Genomic DNA, 16,589 nt, shown 5'->3' with positions numbered 1-16,589 from the left:
GCAGGGGCACTGGGCGTTCCGCCGGCCGGGATCTAGGCTCGCTCCATGACGAGCGACGGCGATGGCTTCCCTGCCCCATCGGCGCTGGTGGAGCACGCCCGCCGGTTCCGCGAGCAGGGGAGCGTTCCGGCAGCACCCCGGGTAGCGGCCACCGTACTGCTGCTTCGCCCCGCCGCCCCGCCGCCGGCCGACCGGGGCGGCTTCGAGGCATACCTGATCCGCCGGGTCGCGGCGATGGCCTTCGGCGGCGTGTACGCCTTCCCCGGTGGCGGCGTGGACCCATCGGATTCGATGGCCCACGTCGACTGGGCCGGGCCGACCCCGGCGCAGTGGGGGACCCGGCTGGGGCTGGCGCCGACGGCGGCGCAGGCGGTTGTCTGCGCCGCCGCGCGGGAGGTGTTCGAGGAGGCCGGGGTCCTGCTCGCCGGCCCGGATGCCGACACGGTCGTCGGCGACGTTGCTGGCGGTGACTGGGAGGCGGCCCGGGTGGCTCTGGAACGGCGGGAGGTGGGCTTCGCTGACCTGCTCGCCCAGCGAGGGCTCACCCTCCGTTCGGATCTACTGCTGCCGTGGAGCCGGTGGATCACACCCGAGTTCGAGCCGCGTCGGTTCGACACGTACTTCTTCGTCGCCCGGCTACCGGTGGGGCAGCGTACCCGGGATGTCTCTGGTGAGGCGGACCGCACGCTCTGGATCTCCCCGGCCGACGCCTGCGCCGCCGGGGAGCTGGCCATGCTTCCGCCCACCCTGGTCACTCTCGGGCAGGTGGCAGCCTGCCGGGATCTGGCCGGTGTCATCGCCGCCGCGGCGACCCGTGATCCGGCGACCCCGGTGATGCCTCGGCTGGAGGACTCCGGCGCCGGCCCACCCCGGTTTCTCCTGCGCTGACTGGTCAGTCAGGACCCTGACCCATCGCCGGCGCCGAATTCGGCTGATCCGCGCCGTAGCCGGTAGGTTGCTGTCTATGCGATGTGGCTGACTCGTGGTTTGCCAAGGCGTACCCGCCCTCGGGACGACGGCGGAGCCGCGAGGCGAGCAGGTGGAGGCGCGATGGTCCGGAGCGGCTACGACGAGCAGCTTGATCGGTTGGGTGGCGCCCTGGCGGTGATGAGCCGGGAGGCCGCGGCGGCGATCCGGGGTGCGGGCACCGCGCTGCTGGACGTGGACCAGGAGGCGGCCGAGCAGGTCATTCGGAATGACGCGGTCCTCGACCAGCTTCGTTGGGACATCGAGGCGGCCGTTCCGGAGCTGCTCGCCCGGCAGCAGCCGGTCGCCTCGGACCTGCGCCTGGTGCTCTGCGCCATCCGGATCGCGGCCGACCTTGAGCGGATGGGCGACCTCGCCGTCCACATTGCCAAGGTCGTGCAGATGCGGTACCCGGTCATGGTCGTCCCTCCGCCAGCGGCTGCCGTGGTGACGGAGATGGCCGAAGCGGCGGCGCGGATCGCGGAGAAGGCCTCGACCGTGCTCGCCACCCGTGATCCGCTGACCGCCATGCAGATCGGGCTCGACGACGACGAGGTCGACACCGCCCAGTCGCGTCTGTTGTCGCTCCTGTTGGCCAGTTGGCAGTACGGGGTGGAGAGCGCCATCGACCTTGCCCTGGTCGGCCGCTACTACGAGCGGTACGCGGACCACGCGGTCAACGTGGCGCGTCAGGTTGTCTACCTGGTCACCGGCACGATTCGGCTCTAGGCCGGTCGCGCGTCGGCGCCGGTCTCGCAGACCCGTTCGCGCGTCGGCGCCGGTCTCGCAGACCCGGGCGGGCGCAGACCGGGCGGGGCGCTTGGGCGTGCCCCGGACCTTGGGGCTGCGATAGGGACATCTGGGGAGCCGGTGGTCGGAACGTCACAATACTGATGTTCCCGGCCACGATTTTCGTCGTGGAGTTCACTTTTCGTTCACTTAGCGCCGGTCGCGCGGCTACCTGGGCCTTCTACCTTGACTTCTCGTACGGCCCGGACGGGCTGGCACACCCCGATAGAGAGGCTTTCTGGTGAACCGCAACGTGCTTTCGCGGCGTGTCCTCGCCGGCACCGCGCTCGCCGCGCTCGCGCTTACCGGCTGCAGCAGCAACAACGAAAGCGCCGATGGTGGCGAGCAGCTTTCGGGTGAGGTCAAGGTCAACGGCTCCAGCACGGTCGCTCCGCTGAGCGAGGCCGCGGCCACCTTCTACCGGGAGGTCCAGAGCGGCGTCAACGTCTCCGTCGGCACCTCTGGCACCGGTGGCGGCTTCGAGCGGTTCTGCAAGGGGGAGACCGACCTCTCGGATGCCTCCCGTCCGATCAAGGAGTCGGAGATCGAGGCCTGCGAGGCGGCCGGGATCCAGTTCAAGGAACTGGTCGTCGCCAACGACGCCCTCACGGTGGTCGTCAGCAAGGAGAACGACTGGGCCGACTGCCTCACGGTTGACCAGCTCAAGGCGATCTGGGAGCCGAACTCCAAGGTCGCCAACTGGAACCAGGTCGACCCCAGCTTCCCGGACGAGCCGCTGAAGCTCTTCGGCCCGGGCACCGACTCCGGCACCTTCGACTACTTCACCGACGAGATCAACGGTGAGGAGGGCGCCAGCCGTACCGACTACACCGCGTCGGAGAACGACAACGTGGTCGTGCAGGGCGTCGCCGGCACCAAGGGAGGCCTGGGCTACTTCGGCTTCACCTACTTCGAGGAGAACGCGGACAAGCTCAAGGCGCTCAAGGTTGACGGTGGCTCCGGCTGCGTCGAGCCGAGCCTGAAGACCGCGCAGGAGAACTCCTACCAGCCGCTCTCCCGGCCGCTGTTCATCTACGTCAGCGACACCGCTGTCCAGAAGGAGCAGGTCGCGGACTTCGTCAACTTCTACATCGAGCGGATCGACGACATCGTCCTCGAGGCGAAGTACGTCCCGCTCACCGAGGAGCAGAAGAGCACCCTCCAGGCTGAGTTCGACGCCCTGAAGGCTGCGGCCTGACGTGTCCACCAGCACCTCGAACGCCGGTTCCGCCGCGGGCAGCGCCCTGCGGCGGGGCCGGCGTCGCCCCGTTGACAGCACCGTCAAGGTCCTGCTCGTCGCTGCCGCGTTGGTCTCGGTCGCCACCACGATCGGGATCGTCATCGCGTTGGTGCAACCGACGATCGGATTCTTCCAGCAGGTCAGTGTCGTTGAGTTCATCACCGGCACGAGCTGGACGCCGACCTTCGCGCAGAAGGCCTACGGCGTCCTGCCCCTCGTCGCCGCCACGCTGACGGTGACCGGCGTCGCGCTGACCATCGCCGTTCCGCTCGGCCTCGGCTCGGCGATCTACCTCTCGGAGTACGCCAACCCGCGTACCCGCAAGGTACTCAAGCCGATCATCGAACTGCTCGCCGGCGTGCCGACGGTCGTGTACGGCTTCGTCGCGCTCTTCGCGCTCAACCCGCTGCTGCAGAAGTGGTGGCCGACCGACAACGGGCCGGCCTTCCAGAACCTGCTCATCGCGGGTATCGCGATGGGCATCATGATCGTGCCGACCATCGCCAGCATCTCCGAGGACTCGATGGCCGCCGTTCCGCGCAGCCTGCGCGAGGGCGCGTACGCGCTGGCCTCCACGAAGATGCAGGTGTCCACCCGGGTGGTGGTGCCGGCGGCGATGTCCGGCATCGTCGCCGCGGTGGTCCTGGGGATCTCCCGCGCGGTGGGGGAAACCATGATCGTGACGATCGCGGGTGGCCTCACCTCTGACCGGATCGTCCTCAACCCGCTGGAGGGGGCGGCGACCATGACCGCCTTCATCGCCAACATCTCCTCGGGCGACATCCCGGTCGGGTCGCTCGACTACGACTCGGTCTTCGCCGTTGGTGCGCTGCTGTTCCTCATCACCTTCGCGCTGAACGCGGTGTCGATCCGGATGGTCCGTCGTTTCCGGGAGGTCTACGAGTGAGCACCCCCACCATCACCACCGAGACCCGACCGGATCCGTCCGCGTCGGGTAACGCGTTGACCCAGCGCCGGAGCCGGCCGGGCGAGGTCGCGTTCCGGCTGGCGATGCAGGCCTGCCTGCTGATCGCCTTCGGTGTCCTCGCCGCCCTGCTGACCTGGGTGCTCGTCAAGGGCTGGAACCGGCTGGATTCCCGGCTGTGGACCGAGATGCCCACCGGTCTGGTGAGCCGGCTGGACGGTGCTGGCGTACAGTCCGCGCTGGTCGGCACGCTATGGATCATCTCGTTGGTCGCGCTGATCTGCCTGCCGATCGGCATCCTGTCCGCGATCTACCTGGAGGAGTACGCGGACAACACCCGTTGGTACAACCGGCTGCTGGAGCTCAACATCCAGAACCTCGCCGGCGTACCATCGATCATCTTCGGTATCCTCGGCCTGGGGATCATCGCCCGGGCGCTCGGCCTCGGGTTCACGGTCATCACCGCGGCGATCGTGCTGTCGCTGTTGGTCCTGCCGGTGGTCATCATCGCCACCCGGGAGGCCATCCGGGCGGTACCGCAGTCGATCCGGCACGCCTCCTATGCCCTTGGTGCGACCAAGTGGCAGACCGTGTCGCGGCAGGTGCTGCCGTCGGCGGTTCCGGGGATCGCCACCGGGTCGATCCTGGCCCTGTCCCGTGCGATCGGGGAGGCCGCCCCGCTGATCGTTCTGGGCGCGGTCACCTTCATCACCTTCAACCCGGATGGGCTGGACAGCGGGTACACCGCGCTGCCGATCCAGATCTACACCTTCATCACCCGCTCGCAGTCGGAGTACACGGAGCTCGCTGCCGGTGCCATCGTCCTGCTGCTGGCGATTGTGCTCGCGATGAACTCGATCGCGATTTTCGTTCGTAACCGGTTCGAGAAGCGCTGGTGAGTAGTCCGATGACGGACCACCGGCTCCACCGTCCCACCCACCCCATCCAGAGGTGAGCACCGTGAACCCCACCGACACCACCAACCGGCCCGGCGTCAGCATCGCCGGCGTTGGCGCCCAGTCGACCGGAGCCCCCACGCCTGACGTGGCGGACCCGGTGATGGAGCTCTCCGGCGTCAGCGTGTACTACGGCGCCTACGAGGCCGTACGGGATACGTCAATGCCGATCCAGGAGAAGCAGATCACGGCGATGATCGGCCCTTCCGGGTGTGGCAAGTCGACCATCCTGCGGTCGTTGAACCGGATGAACGACCTCATCCCCGGAGCCCGTGTCTCCGGCTCGGTGACCTACCACGGCCAGGACCTGTACACCAAGGACGTTGACCCGATCGAGGTCCGGCGCCGCATCGGCATGGTCTTCCAGAAGCCGAACCCGTTCCCCAAGTCGATCTACGACAATGTGGCCTACGGGCCGCGGGTCACTGGTATGAAGGTCGCCAGCATGGACGACCTGGTGGAGAAGGCGCTGCGGGACGCCGCCCTCTGGGACGAGGTCAAGGACAAGCTCAAGACCAGCGGTCTGGCCCTCTCCGGCGGGCAGCAGCAGCGGCTCTGCATCGCCCGGACGATCGCCGTCCGGCCCGAGATCATCCTCATGGACGAGCCCTGCTCGGCGCTCGACCCGATCGCCACGGCGAAGATCGAGGACCTGATGTCGGAGCTGTCGAACGACTACACGATCGTCATCGTCACCCACAACATGCAGCAGGCAGCCCGGGTAAGCCACTACACGGCCTTCTTCACCGCCGAGGTGGACGAGCGGCAGGAGCGGCACGGTCGGCTGGTCGAGTTCAGCCAGACAGGCAAGCTCTTCACCAACCCAGCGGACAAGCGCACGGAAGACTACATCACCGGCCGCTTCGGCTGATCCCGCGGCCGGTGTCGATGAATAACGTCGTCGAGAACACCAGGGGTGACTACCGAGCGGAGGGACGCTTTCAACTGTTTGTGGTGGATGACGACACGGTTGCCGGCCCAGAGTTGGTGACGGAGTTATCTGCCCTCCGGGTGCACGGGCGCTACTTCCCGCACGCCGCCGAGGCGCTGCTGGCCGCTGGTGCCCTGCAACCGGACGCGGCTGTCGTGTCGGCTGGGATCACCACCATGGCCAGCACGGAGTTGGTCCGACTGCTGGTCGGGCAGGCCGGCATCCCCACCCTGGTCGGGGTGGGGGATGACGACGGGTCGGTGGTCGTCGGGGCGCTCCGGGCCGGCGCCACCGCCTGCGTCCGGCGGCCGTACCGGGTGGACGAGGTGGTGCCGATCCTGCGTGGGATCCGACCGGAGACCGCCGGCAGTCTGGATCCGCCGGTCGAGCTGGGCGGTCTGCGAATGGACCCGGCCACCTATGAGGTGACGCTGCACGGCCGGCCGGTGTCGTTGCCGTTGAAGGAGTTCCGGCTCCTGTACTTCTTCATGACGCATGCCGACCGGACGGTCAGCCGGGAGCAGCTGTTGTCGGCGGTGTGGGACGGGTCGACCGGGCAGAGCTCCAACACCCTCACGGTGCACATCAAGCGGCTTCGCAGGCGACTGGAGGCGGAGGGGGAGCCGCAGCCGCTCATCATCACGGTGCGAGGGCTGGGCTACCGGTTCACCCCACCGGAGCGTTAGCCCAGTTGGTAGTTGACATGCGCTGACCAGCGGGCGAAGCCGAGCCGCTCGTAGAGGGCCACCGCGGCGGTGTTGGACTCATCCACGTAGAGCATCACCCGGTCCAGGCCCCGCTGGTCTCGTAGGTATGTCAGCCCGGCCGCGGTGAGCGCTTTGCCGAGCCCTCCGCCGTGGGCGGCCGGGTCAACGCCCACCACGTACACCTCGCCGATGCGGGCGGAGCCGGGCCGGTCGTGGACCTTGGTCCAGTGGAAGCCGAGTAGCTGTCCCGCCCGGTCCACGGCGAGGAGGAAACCGGCCGCGTCGAACCATGGCTCGGCGCGGCGGGCCTGCAGGTCGGCGGCGGTCCACCGGCCCTGTTCCGGGTGGTCGGCGAAGGCCTTGGCGTTGAGCGCCAGCCAGGCGTCGTCGTCGGCCCCGGGCCGGTACGCGCGCAGGGTCACCCCGTCGGGCAGGGGTGGCTCCGGGATCGGGGCGGTGAGGGGCCGGCGGAGCTGCCAGAGCACCCGGGCTCGCCGGTAGTCCAGGTCCACGGCGAGCGCCGCCGCGGAGGGGTGGTCGCCGTGCGCCCAGGCGCGGAGCGGGCCGGTGACGGCCGCGCGTACGCCCCGGGCCAGGGCTCGTCCGGTTCCCCGGCGTCGGTACGCGGGGTGGACCGCCAACTCCACCCCGGTGCCGGCGGCGGGGTCGCTGGTGTCCAGGTGCGCGTACCCGGTCAAGGTGCCGTCAGCGGCGCGGGCGGTGAGGTGGCAGGTCGGTGCGTGCGGATCGCGGAGCCGGAGCAGGGTGTGCTCGTCGAAGGGGTCCGCGCCGTCGGCGTCCCCCGCGGCTCGGGCGAGTGCCAGCACGTCGGTGATCTCCGGTGGGTCGAGCCGGTCGGTCCGGACCACCCCGTCGGTGGCGGTTTCGGTGCTGTTCATCCGGTCACGTTAGCCCGGGCGCCGGTCAGGTGGCGTCGGGTGTAAGCCCTGTTACCAGGAACCGGGCGGTGAGCTCGGGCAGGATCCGGTTGAGGGCGTCCACGGTGTCCTCTCGGGGCCCACCCGCATCGTGCAGCAGCACGATCGAGCCGGGTTCCACCCCGTCGAGCACGGTGGTTGTGATGTGATCGGCGCCGGGGCTCTCCCAGTCCCGCGGGTCGATCGTCCAGTGCAGCGGGATCATTCCCAGCTCCTCGACCGCGGACACGATCGAGTAGGTCCAGGCGCCGCCGGGCTGGCGGTAGTACGTGATGGGGGCGTTGGGGACGGCGGCGTGGATCGCGTTGCTGGTCCGGATCAGGTCTGACCGGATCTCGTCCGGCGACCGGGAGCCGAGGGCGATGTCGTGGTTCCAGGTGTGGTTGCACAGGGTGTGCCCGTCGGCCACGATCGCCTGTACCAACTCCGGGTAGGCGCTGGCGTTTTCGCCGGTAACGCAGAAGGTGGCGGTGACCCCGTACGCCCGCAGGGAGCTGAGGACGTGTGGGGTGTACTGGGGGTCCGGCCCGTCGTCGAAGGTCAGGGCCACGGCTGAGGTTTCGGTGGTGCGCTGGGTGCCCTCGTCGTAGTAGTCGCTACTCGGGGTGGGCTCTGGAGCGGCTGCGGTGTCGCCGTCGCGCTCCCGCGCTGTCGTGGTGCCGTCGTCCGACGGGGCGGGCTGGTCGGGCGAGTGCGGCGTGGTGGCGTTGCTGGTGTGCGGGTCTCCCGTCGGCGCTAGGCCGCGCCCGATCGCGAACGCGGAGCCGAGCAGCGCGATCACGACGACTGCCGCGATGGCGAGGGAGCGGGTGGCTGGGGTGAGCTGCCTCAGCCCGCCCATTCGGGTGGGATCGCCGCCTTTCATCTGCACCGTATGTACCCCCGTACTTATCGGTAAGCGGGTCTAGAACATGAGGATAGTCCCGATTATTGGTAATAACCGGGCAAATAGTTAATAGAGGATCAGACGGGAATCGGGGCGGGCTCCGACTCCGGTAGCGCCCGGGCGGGCGGAACAACGAACTTGTAGCCGACCTGGCGGACGGTGCCGATCATCGACTCGTACTCGGAGCCGAGCTTGGCGCGCAGCCGTCGCACGTGCACGTCCACGGTGCGGGTCCCGCCGAAGTAGTCGTAGCCCCACACCTCGCGCAGCAGCTGGTCCCGGGTGAAGACCCGCCCCGGATGCTGCGCCAGGAACTTGAGCAGTTCGAACTCCTTGTATGTCAGGTCGAGGGGGCGGCCCTTCAGCTTCGCGGCGTAGGTGTCCGGATCGATGGTCAACTCGCCGGCCCGGATCGAGCTGTCGGTCCCCGTGGTGCTGTCCGCCAACCGGCCGATCACTAAGCGTAACCGGGCCTCGACCTCAGCCGGGCCGGCTGAGGCGAGGATTACATCATCGACGCCCCAGTCGGCGTTGAGTGCGATCAGCCCGGCCTCGGTGACGACCGCGAGCAGGGGCGCGTTGAGGCCGGTGGCGTGCAGCATGCGGCAGGTGTCCCGGGCCTCGCTCAGCTCGGAGCGGGCGTCGATCACCACGATGTCCGGGCTGGGGCCGGCGACCAGGGTGCGTACGTCGCGGGGGGCGGTGCGGACCGAGTGGGGTAGTAGGTCGAGCGCTGGCAGCACAGCGGATGGTTCACCTGCGCGTGCCGTCACCAGAAGCAGGATCTCCACGATCATCTCCGTCCCGGCGGCGCGGTGGCCGCGCGCGTCACCCAGCGCACGCTCCGCACTGAGGGCACTGGGGTACTGCGTGGTCCCGGCGTCACTGACGGGCGGGTAAACAGGTTGAGCCTAACCGATCGCCATGCGTCAACCTTCGGTGCAAATCTGTTTTGTCCGTTATACACATAACTGAGGGGTAGGTTTTAACGCCGCCGAAACCGTGCGCCCGCGGCGCCGGTGCGGTCTGGCACGATCGGTGGGTGCTTCCCTCCAGCAGGCCCGAGACCGGCCGTGAGCCCTGGCCCGAACAGCCCTCCAGCGGTCCGCCCGCGCCGCGGGCCGGGGGTGACGACGGGCGGCCGGAGCGCGGCGGCCCACGCCGAGCTCGACGGGACGGGGACCCGGGCCGCCGGGCACCGGGCGATCCCGGCGACGGCCTGGAGCAGGACGTGGAGGAAGTCCCGCCGATCGCGGTGCGTCGGTCGGTCGCGCTGGCCGTCGCCGGCTTCGCGGTGCTGCTCGGGATGGGCCTGGTGCTGGCGGCGCAGACCAGCGGCCCGGGGCACCGGCTACCGTTCACGGTCGTCATCGTCGGCGTCCAGGCGCTCTCGTTGCTGGCCTGGACGATGGCGTTTCGCCCACCGGCGCTGATGACGGTGGCCGGGGTGGGTGCCGCCGCCGCGATCGTCGCCGACACCGTCGCCGTCCGCAGTGATCCGGCCCGGCTGATGCCGCTGGTACAGGTCCTGCTGGTCGGCCTGGTCACTGCGGTCGTGGGGCAGTTCGTCCGGCGGGTTGACCGGGCGCAGGTTCTCGAATCGCTGCGCGGCACCGTGCTCATCGTCGCCGGGTCCGTCGCCCTCCCCACCATGATCGTGCTCACCCGGATCCCGATGGGCACCCAGGTCATCACGGTCTGCCTGGTCGCGGCCGGGGTCGCGCTCGCCGTCGCCCGGATCACCGACGCGTTCGCCGCCTGGCCCCGGCTGGCCCCCCAGGTGCCACGGGGCGCGGTCGGCGTGGTCGGCGGCGCCATGGTCGGCACCATGGTCAGTGCGCTCCTGGGTAGCTATCTCGTCACCCCGTTCACCCCGACCCGGGCTGCGATCATGGGGCTCGTCGCGGCGGTCGTCGCCGTCCTGGCCGACCTCGCCGTCGGGTTTGCGGAGGTGGGTCGGGAAATGGCCGGCGAGCCGACCCCCGGGTGGGCGATTCAGTACATCCAGGGTCCACTCACCGGCTTCGCCCTCGCCGCGCCGGCCGCGTACGTCCTGTGCAGGCTGGTCCTCTGAGCGGTCGGAGCGCCACGGTCCGGGTAACCTCGCCGCAGCGACAGCGGTGACAGGAGCGATGGCGGTACCGAGAGAGCGACGGCGGTGCCGGGGAGGACGACGGCGGTGACAGGAGCGATGACGGTGCCAGGAGGAGCTGTGACGACCGACGAGCGCCCGTACCAGGACGAACGCCCCCGATCCCGGCGTGGGCGGCGCATACTCGTCGTGCTCCTGGTCCTGCTTCTGGGCCTGGTCGGGCTGGTGGTGGTGGCCGACCGGGTGGCGGCGGGGGTCGCCGAACGTGCACTGACCGAACAGGTCCGCGAGGAGCTCGTCAAGGAGGGTGTTCAGGCCGGGCCGCCCGAGGTCGAGATCGGCGGCTTTCCCTTTGTCACCCAGGTCCTCGACGGCCGTTACGAGCGCATCTCCATCCGGCTCACTGAGGTCCGGGGATCAGTCCAGGGCAATGTGCTGGCCCTGCCGACCCTCGACATCGACGCCTACGACGTGACGGCCCCGCTGGACACCCTTCGGTCCGGACGGGGCGGGGTGACCGCCGGGAGTGTCACCGGCACCGGCACCATCAGCTACGAGAGCCTCGCGGCCCGGCTCGACCAGGAGGGGTTGCAGTTGGGGGAGCGGGACGGTCGACTCGCGGTGACCGCTCCGGTGGAGCTCCTCGGGCAGCGCGTGCCGGTCAGCGGTACCGCCGACATCACGATCGACCAGGGCCAGGTGTCGCTGCGGTTCACCGACCTGACCGCCGACGGCCTGCCGAACGGGTCGCTGGTCCGGGCGTTGCTGAGCACCTTCGCCGAGGGCATCTCCGTTGACCTGCCCCTGCCGGTGCTCCCGTTCGACCTCACCGTCAGTGAGGTCCGGCCGCTACCCGAAGGGCTGCAGGTCACCGCGGAGGCGGCCGAGGTGCCGATCCACGCGGCGAGCTGAGTCGAGTACGCGTCCCGGATGGTGGTTGAGCTGTGGCACGCGGCGACATCGCTGGTAGTCTCTCTGCCCATGGGGATGTTCCTCACCAAACGGCGCGCGGTCGACCTGTGCCGTGTGGCCGCCTGCCTGTGTCGCCCCGTCCGGTTGACGGCGGGGCTGTTCTCGGCCGCCTAACGCGGCCCCCCGGTGCCCAGGGTCTGCGCACCTGACTGGTGCCCCCTCCTGCGCCAACCCGTTTCGCCGTCGCACGAACCCGTGATCCCGATCCGAGCCATGGGTCCCGCGCGTGGTGGACCACTGAGGCACCATGACTTCCGCGCGCTGGCTCACCATCCATCCTCACCAGGAGTGATCTGATGAGTCGTGACACCGCACTCGTCTCGGCCGACTGGGCCGAGAAGAACCTCGAAACCCGGGGTGTCGTCTTCGTCGAGGTCGACGAGGACACCTCGGCCTACGACACCGGCCACCTGCCCGGTGCGATCAAATTGGACTGGAAGACCGACCTACAAGACCAGGTCCGCCGGGACTTTGTGAACAAGGACCAATTCGCGGCGCTGCTCTCCGAGCGGGGCATCGCCAACGACGACACCGTCGTCCTCTACGGCGGCAACAACAACTGGTTCGCCGCGTACGCGTACTGGTATTTCGCGCTCTACGGCCACCGTGAGGTCCGGCTGCTCGACGGCGGCCGCAAGAAGTGGGAGTTGGACGCCCGCCCGCTGACCACCGAGGTGGTGTCCCGTCCGGCGACGCGGTACGTGGCGCAGGAGCCGGACCACACCATCCGGGCGTTCCGCGACGAGGTGGTCGCCGCCATCGGTACGAAGAACCTGGTCGACGTGCGCAGCCCCGACGAGTACGCGGGACGCCTGCTCGCCCCCGCCCACCTCCCGCAGGAGCAGGCGCAGCGCGCGGGCCACGTGCCCACCGCGATCAGCGTGCCGTGGTCCAAGGCGGCCAACGAGGACGGCACCTTCAAGTCCGACCAGGAGCTGCGCGAGATCTACGCCGCGGCGGGGCTGGACGACAGCCGGGAAACCATCGCCTACTGCCGGATCGGTGAGCGCTCCTCGCACACCTGGTTCGTGCTCCAGGAGCTGCTCGGCCACCGGAACGTGAAGAACTACGACGGCTCCTGGACCGAGTACGGCTCACTGGTCGGCGTGCCGGTGGCGCTCGGCGACGAGCCCGGGGAGAAGTGAACGCCATGACTGCTTCGACTGCGGCCGGGTGCGCCGCCCCAGATCAGGCCGCCCCGCTGCCGGCCAGCCTCGACCTGGAGAAGGAGACCGTCATCACCGGCGTTGTCCGCGACGCTGCGGGTGAGCCGGTGACCGGTGCGTACGTCCGCCTGCTCGACTCCACCGACGAGTTCACCGCCGAGGTGGTCACCTCGTCGGCCGGACAGTTCCGCTTCTTCGCGGCGCCAGGCACGTGGCGACTGCGTGCGCTGTCTCGGCACGGCAACGGCGACCTCATCGTCACCGCCAGCCGGGGCATCAACGAGGCGATCGTCCCGGTCGCCGTCGACTAACCGACGCGTTGTCCGACTGCGGCCCGCTACCTTTGGTGGCGGGCCGCAGTCGTCCGGTCGCGTCGCGCGCGGCCGACGATGGGCTGGAGGAACCGTCGGGAACAGCCACCGTCGTGCTCGGGCCGCAGCCGGCAGCGCCAGCCGTGTTCCAGTAGCCGGTCGCAGAAGACCTGATGGTGTACGTCGGGCGCGCCGGTGACGGAGACGGTCGTCTCGCCGAGCACCAGCTCAGGCAGGAAGCCCAGGGAGCGGGCCAACGAACGGGCGAGTAGGCGTGCGCCGGCGAGGTCGTCGGCGCGCAGGGTCAAATGGACGACGAAGTGTGGTCGTTCGTCGGGGTCGGTCGCGGTCATGCCCGCACGCCCGGGGTGAACCGGGACTGCCAGTCGCGCAGCGCCCGCTTGATCCGGATGTTCTCGTCCCGGGTACTCCTCAGCTCGGTCTGCAGCGCGGACAGGTCCGCTGCGACCCGATAGAGAAAGAGTTCCACCTCGGACGCGTCGAGCCCCCGCCGGACCTGTGGGAACTGCTGCTGGCGTACCTGTTCGGGGGTCAACGGCCAGCGCGTCGTCGACCGGTGGTGCCCGCCCGCGTTGCCGGCGAACGACCGGTGGCGGTCCGCATCGCTGTCGGTGCCGGTGGGACGACCTACCTTCGCACCGGTCAGCGAGCCGGCGCGAGTAGCGGGCTGGCTCGGGGCGGGGCGGTTTCGCCAGTGACGGAAGCGTCGGAACGGGTTATGCACGTCAACCACCTCTCCGGACCGGACGGGCAGGGGTGAGCCGTGTCCAGCCCACCCCGACCGGGGAATCGGGCCTACTCGTTGCCACGCGAGGAGGACCTGTCGCTCAACTTATACAAGGAAGCCAAGATAGGCAAGGAACACCTTGAACTTGTCGTCCTTGTCTTTCTCGTGATCGAATCGGAGGTGCCACGCGAGGAGTGACATGCCAGCGACACCGGACTACATCCGGATCTCCGATGAGATCATTGATGACATCAGGTCGGGCCGATACACCGCGGGGGACAAGCTGCCCTCGATCGCTCAGCTCTGCGAGCGGTACCACGTAAGCCCGTCCACGATCCAGCTCGTCAACGTGCGACTGGAGGCACTGGAGGTGATCAACCGTCGCCAGGGCAAGGGCGTCTTCGTGACCGATCCGAAGACGTGGCTCCGTAAGCCCTGAATCACCGGGTTTCCCGGCCTTGGGTGAGGCGCGCGCCTTTCCGTCACCAGCCTCCAGCCCTGTAGGGATCGGGATCTGGAGTCAAGGCTCCGGTGAGCATCGGTTTGTGCGGTGTGGGATGCGTGATCGAATCAACGAGCCACGCGAGGAGCGCCATGCCTGCTGTACCGGATTACCTGAGAATCTCTAACCGAATCATGACGGAGGTCGAGAGCGGCAAGCTCAAGCCGGGTGAGAAGCTTCCGTCGATCGCCCAGCTCTGCGAGCTGCATCAGGTCGGCGCGTCCACGATCCGCCAGGTGTTCATCCGACTGGAGGCACTGGAGGTGATCAACCGTCGCCAGGGCAAGGGCGTCTTCGTGACCGATCCGAAGACGTGGCTCCGTAAACTCTGACCCGCAGGTGTCGCCGGCCGTCCCGGCGATAGTCAGGGCCCTGCTGGTGCCGGGTTCCTGCGGGGCCTGACTGCCGAGGCCAGACGGGCGTTCACCGCCGGTAGCGGCTCGTCGATCTACCGCTGGCGCGCGAGAGCGGCTCTGCTCACCATCCGAAGGCCCGAAAAGGTTCCCGTCCCGCGCCGGTGGGCGCGGGACGGGAAACCACGTGATGCCTGTTCAGGTTTTACCCGGCGCAGCCGGGCACGTCGCCGGAGCAGTTGTTCGGTCGGTTCTTGATCACGACAGTGCCGGTAGCGGTGTTCAGTACTACCGTGCCGTTCGCTTCGTTGAAGATGCCGCCGCCGTCGGTGATGGCGATGTTCTTGACGATCTTGGTGGTGAATAGGGTGAGTATGCCGTTGTCAGTGTTGTAGACGCCGCCGCCCAGGTCGGCCTGGTTGCCGGTGACGGTCGTGTTCCGCAGTACCAGCTCGGCGTCGTTGTAGATACCGCCGCCCTCGATGGTGGCGTAGTTATTTTTGATGACGCTGTCTTCGACGACCACGGCGGCATTCACATTTGTTGCCAGGCCGCCACCACGGGCTGTACTGGCCGTGTTGTTGGCGATGGTGACGGAATTGAGGGTGAGTTGGGTGTTGGTGTTCGCGAGGACACCGCCAGCCTCCCCGGCGTGGTTATCCGTTATATGGGTGGCCGTGACGATTCCGGTGCCAGCGCCGATGAACAGGCCGCCAACAGTGTCCTGGGCCTGATTGGCGACAATGGTGCTGTGATTGATCCGGACTGAGCCCAAGCTTTCCACTCCAGCCACAGCGACGGCGGTATTGGCGTGTACGCGGGACTTGCTGATTTCGAGCACGCCGGAGCTCGTGATGCCTCCGCCGTTGACGCCAGCAGAGTTGCGTCCGATTTTGGAGTTCTTGATTCGGGCGGTGCCGTTGTTGGCGATACCGCCACCTGAGGCATTGGTGATGTTGCGGGTGACGGTGCTGTGGTTGGTGGTCAATGCTCCGCCGGCGTTGACCAGGATTGCTCCGCCCGCACTGTCGGTCTGTCCGCCGGTGATGGTGAGTTTGTTGAGGGTGAGCTCGCCGCCGGTGTCAACGGTGATGATGCGGAATGGGTCGACGGCGGCGGCACGTTCGATGGTGGTGTGTTTGCCGCCGTTGAGGGTGATGGGGGCGGTGATGGTGGGTAGGCCGCTGCCGTCGAGGTCGGCGGTGAGTAGGTAGGTGCAGTCTTTGGCGAGGTCGAGCACGGCACCGCCGCGGGCGTTGGCGAGGGTGATCGCAGCGATGAGGGCGTCTGGGTCGCAGGGGATCGGGGTGCCCTTCGGCCTTGCCCCCTTCCTTCCCTCCTTCTTGTCGTCCTTGCCGCTGCCCCGATTGTCATGCTTGCCGCCGTCGCGTTTGCCGCGTTGGTCGTCAGCGGAGGGCCGTTCGTCCGCGGTACTGGGGGCGTGTTCGGCGTCGGCGGCGGCGGGGGCGGCAGCGACGCCGACGGTGGTGAGGGCCAGGCCGGTCATTGCGACCAGTCCGAGCGCCCACCATCGTGACCTCAACCGGTGCCCGTCGGGCCGAACAGAGTCGAGTTTGTGGGTGTGGTGCTGATGGTTCATCGCGGTCTCGGTGTCCTTCCCCGTCAACGACGAGGAGCCATCGACCCCGCACCTCGGGGCGGTGCTCCTCGGCTACCAGGCCGGCGGTAGCAACCACCTTGAGCTAACCCGACAACAAGTCACATCAAGACATGAAACCGTACAAACTACTCAAATGATTGCGGTGGCCGTCGCTGGCCACAGACCGCCCTGATGATCCACAACTACCTGACTCGCTGTCCGCATCATGCTCCCCGCCGTAGTCAGGGCCCTGCCGGCGCGGCTGGCATCGGTAGCCGAGTTCGTTCCTTCGTTGACGCCCTGCCGACCGCGGAACCCGGTCCTGCGTGGCCGTGGCACCGACCGGGTGGCCTGGACTCGCCCGTACGTCTACTCGGCTGACGTGTGCCGCAGGCCTACCGGGCGGCTGTGTCGCCCGACCAAGGGCCGGCGACCTAATGACTGGCTATGTCCGAAAAATAGCATAGAGATTGATAAGCGGACTCTAGTGGTAATGCCGGGGCGCTG

General features: G+C 68.5%; 20 protein-coding genes. 14 read left to right on the top strand and 6 right to left on the bottom strand.

Annotation, left to right across the window (positions count from 1 at the left end; genetic code table 11):
• The first annotated feature begins 45 nt into the window (after positions 1-45).
• The 7 genes from SALPAC3_RS0112655 (at position 46) to SALPAC3_RS0112620 (ending at position 6,493) form a co-directional block, all read left to right on the top strand.
• The gene (locus tag SALPAC3_RS0112655) at positions 46-888 is read left to right on the top strand and encodes an NUDIX hydrolase (RefSeq protein ID WP_018221603.1); all 843 of its coding nucleotides are present in this window, start codon (positions 46-48) and stop codon (positions 886-888) included.
• 162 nt (positions 889-1,050) lie between these two features.
• Positions 1,051-1,695: a phosphate signaling complex protein PhoU gene (phoU, locus tag SALPAC3_RS0112650; RefSeq protein ID WP_018221602.1), complete on the top strand. Its 645-nt coding sequence runs from the start codon at positions 1,051-1,053 to the stop codon at positions 1,693-1,695.
• A gap of 301 nt (positions 1,696-1,996) precedes the next feature.
• Entirely contained in the window at positions 1,997-2,953 is a 957-nt protein-coding gene (locus SALPAC3_RS0112640) for a PstS family phosphate ABC transporter substrate-binding protein (RefSeq protein ID WP_018221600.1), read from the top strand.
• A 1-nt stretch (position 2,954) separates the two neighbouring features.
• The gene (gene pstC, locus SALPAC3_RS0112635) at positions 2,955-3,902 is read left to right on the top strand and encodes a phosphate ABC transporter permease subunit PstC (protein ID WP_018221599.1); all 948 of its coding nucleotides are present in this window, start codon (positions 2,955-2,957) and stop codon (positions 3,900-3,902) included.
• Positions 3,899-4,819, top strand: a complete 921-nt coding sequence (gene pstA / locus SALPAC3_RS0112630; RefSeq protein ID WP_018221598.1) for a phosphate ABC transporter permease PstA — start codon at positions 3,899-3,901, stop codon at positions 4,817-4,819. Before pstC ends, pstA begins: the two co-directional genes overlap by 4 nt.
• Positions 4,820-4,880: 61 nt before the next feature.
• Positions 4,881-5,747, top strand: coding sequence for a phosphate ABC transporter ATP-binding protein PstB (gene pstB / locus SALPAC3_RS0112625; protein WP_018221597.1), 867 nt, complete (start codon positions 4,881-4,883; stop codon positions 5,745-5,747).
• Positions 5,748-5,764: 17 nt separating this feature from the next.
• Positions 5,765-6,493 carry a winged helix-turn-helix transcriptional regulator gene (locus tag SALPAC3_RS0112620; protein WP_018221596.1) on the top strand — a complete coding sequence of 243 codons (729 nt, stop codon included), beginning with the start codon at positions 5,765-5,767 and terminating at the stop codon, positions 6,491-6,493.
• On the opposite strand, the gene mshD is transcribed toward SALPAC3_RS0112620, so the two are convergent.
• The 3 genes from mshD to SALPAC3_RS0112605 all read right to left on the bottom strand — a co-directional run bounded on the left by mshD (position 6,490) and on the right by SALPAC3_RS0112605 (position 9,135).
• Complete coding sequence (mshD, locus tag SALPAC3_RS0112615) at positions 6,490-7,413, bottom strand: mycothiol synthase (protein ID WP_018221595.1); 924 nt, start codon at positions 7,411-7,413, stop codon at positions 6,490-6,492. The two genes, SALPAC3_RS0112620 and mshD, sit on opposite strands and share 4 nt — an antisense overlap.
• 25 nt (positions 7,414-7,438) lie before the next feature.
• Positions 7,439-8,293, bottom strand: coding sequence for a polysaccharide deacetylase family protein (locus tag SALPAC3_RS0112610; protein ID WP_018221594.1), 855 nt, complete (start codon positions 8,291-8,293; stop codon positions 7,439-7,441).
• Between the two features lie 122 nt (positions 8,294-8,415).
• On the bottom strand, positions 8,416-9,135 hold the full coding sequence (locus SALPAC3_RS0112605; protein ID WP_018221593.1) for a winged helix-turn-helix transcriptional regulator: 720 nt from the start codon (positions 9,133-9,135) through the stop codon (positions 8,416-8,418).
• 245 nt (positions 9,136-9,380) lie between these two features.
• Between SALPAC3_RS0112605 and SALPAC3_RS0112600 the strand changes: the two genes are divergently transcribed.
• From SALPAC3_RS0112600 to SALPAC3_RS0112580, 5 genes are all read left to right on the top strand, one after another.
• Complete coding sequence (locus SALPAC3_RS0112600; RefSeq protein ID WP_026185509.1) at positions 9,381-10,412, top strand: hypothetical protein; 1,032 nt, start codon at positions 9,381-9,383, stop codon at positions 10,410-10,412.
• A gap of 138 nt (positions 10,413-10,550) precedes the next feature.
• The gene (locus SALPAC3_RS0112595) at positions 10,551-11,342 is read left to right on the top strand and encodes an LmeA family phospholipid-binding protein (protein WP_018221591.1); all 792 of its coding nucleotides are present in this window, start codon (positions 10,551-10,553) and stop codon (positions 11,340-11,342) included.
• Between the two features lie 18 nt (positions 11,343-11,360).
• Positions 11,361-11,516, top strand: a complete 156-nt coding sequence (locus SALPAC3_RS29205) for an Ms5788A family Cys-rich leader peptide (RefSeq protein ID WP_018221590.1) — start codon at positions 11,361-11,363, stop codon at positions 11,514-11,516.
• Between the two features lie 182 nt (positions 11,517-11,698).
• The gene (locus SALPAC3_RS0112585; protein WP_018221589.1) at positions 11,699-12,547 is read left to right on the top strand and encodes a sulfurtransferase; all 849 of its coding nucleotides are present in this window, start codon (positions 11,699-11,701) and stop codon (positions 12,545-12,547) included.
• Positions 12,544-12,879, top strand: a complete 336-nt coding sequence (locus SALPAC3_RS0112580) for a DUF1416 domain-containing protein (protein ID WP_018221588.1) — start codon at positions 12,544-12,546, stop codon at positions 12,877-12,879. Before SALPAC3_RS0112585 ends, SALPAC3_RS0112580 begins: the two co-directional genes overlap by 4 nt.
• Before the next feature lie 26 nt (positions 12,880-12,905).
• Here the strand turns inward: SALPAC3_RS0112580 and SALPAC3_RS0112575 are convergent, their stop codons facing one another.
• Together SALPAC3_RS0112575 and SALPAC3_RS0112570 are read right to left on the bottom strand one after the other, a co-directional pair.
• Complete coding sequence (locus SALPAC3_RS0112575; RefSeq protein WP_018221587.1) at positions 12,906-13,232, bottom strand: hypothetical protein; 327 nt, start codon at positions 13,230-13,232, stop codon at positions 12,906-12,908.
• The gene (locus SALPAC3_RS0112570; RefSeq protein WP_018221586.1) at positions 13,229-13,633 is read right to left on the bottom strand and encodes a DivIVA domain-containing protein; all 405 of its coding nucleotides are present in this window, start codon (positions 13,631-13,633) and stop codon (positions 13,229-13,231) included. The genes SALPAC3_RS0112575 and SALPAC3_RS0112570 overlap by 4 nt, the downstream gene beginning before the upstream one ends.
• A 193-nt stretch (positions 13,634-13,826) precedes the next feature.
• On the opposite strand from SALPAC3_RS0112570, the gene SALPAC3_RS0112560 reads away from it, so the two are divergent.
• Positions 13,827-14,066, top strand: coding sequence for a winged helix-turn-helix domain-containing protein (locus tag SALPAC3_RS0112560; RefSeq protein WP_018221584.1), 240 nt, complete (start codon positions 13,827-13,829; stop codon positions 14,064-14,066).
• Positions 14,067-14,221: 155 nt separating this feature from the next.
• Entirely contained in the window at positions 14,222-14,461 is a 240-nt protein-coding gene (locus SALPAC3_RS0112555) for a winged helix-turn-helix domain-containing protein (protein ID WP_026185508.1), read from the top strand.
• Between the two features lie 226 nt (positions 14,462-14,687).
• On the opposite strand, the gene SALPAC3_RS0112550 is transcribed toward SALPAC3_RS0112555, so the two are convergent.
• Positions 14,688-16,082: an autotransporter outer membrane beta-barrel domain-containing protein gene (locus SALPAC3_RS0112550; RefSeq protein ID WP_018221582.1), complete on the bottom strand. Its 1,395-nt coding sequence runs from the start codon at positions 16,080-16,082 to the stop codon at positions 14,688-14,690.
• Positions 16,083-16,589: the final 507 nt, after the last annotated feature.

Origin of the sequence: Salinispora pacifica DSM 45544, assembly GCF_000378845.1 — a bacterium.
In the GTDB taxonomy this organism is placed as follows: Bacteria; Actinomycetota; Actinomycetes; order Mycobacteriales; family Micromonosporaceae; genus Micromonospora; species Micromonospora pacifica.
Note: the sequence above shows the minus strand (reverse complement) of the source record. Positions and strands in the feature narration are given on the sequence as shown.

Excerpts from the sequence above, each read along its gene's own strand:
- SALPAC3_RS0112655 (WP_018221603.1), top strand. The coding sequence starts at position 46 with ATGACGAGCGACGGCGATGGCTTCCCTGCCCCATCGGCGCTGGTGGAG.
- phoU (WP_018221602.1), top strand. The coding sequence starts at position 1,051 with ATGGTCCGGAGCGGCTACGACGAGCAGCTTGATCGGTTGGGTGGCGCC.
- SALPAC3_RS0112620 (WP_018221596.1), top strand. The coding sequence starts at position 5,765 with ATGAATAACGTCGTCGAGAACACCAGGGGTGACTACCGAGCGGAGGGA.
- mshD (WP_018221595.1), bottom strand. The coding sequence starts at position 7,413 with ATGAACAGCACCGAAACCGCCACCGACGGGGTGGTCCGGACCGACCGG.
- SALPAC3_RS0112610 (WP_018221594.1), bottom strand. The coding sequence starts at position 8,293 with ATGGGCGGGCTGAGGCAGCTCACCCCAGCCACCCGCTCCCTCGCCATC.
- SALPAC3_RS0112605 (WP_018221593.1), bottom strand. The coding sequence starts at position 9,135 with ATGATCGTGGAGATCCTGCTTCTGGTGACGGCACGCGCAGGTGAACCA.
- SALPAC3_RS29205 (WP_018221590.1), top strand. The coding sequence starts at position 11,361 with ATGGTGGTTGAGCTGTGGCACGCGGCGACATCGCTGGTAGTCTCTCTG.
- SALPAC3_RS0112585 (WP_018221589.1), top strand. The coding sequence starts at position 11,699 with ATGAGTCGTGACACCGCACTCGTCTCGGCCGACTGGGCCGAGAAGAAC.
- SALPAC3_RS0112575 (WP_018221587.1), bottom strand. The coding sequence starts at position 13,232 with ATGACCGCGACCGACCCCGACGAACGACCACACTTCGTCGTCCATTTG.
- SALPAC3_RS0112560 (WP_018221584.1), top strand. The coding sequence starts at position 13,827 with ATGCCAGCGACACCGGACTACATCCGGATCTCCGATGAGATCATTGAT.
- SALPAC3_RS0112555 (WP_026185508.1), top strand. The coding sequence starts at position 14,222 with ATGCCTGCTGTACCGGATTACCTGAGAATCTCTAACCGAATCATGACG.
- SALPAC3_RS0112550 (WP_018221582.1), bottom strand. The coding sequence starts at position 16,082 with ATGAACCATCAGCACCACACCCACAAACTCGACTCTGTTCGGCCCGAC.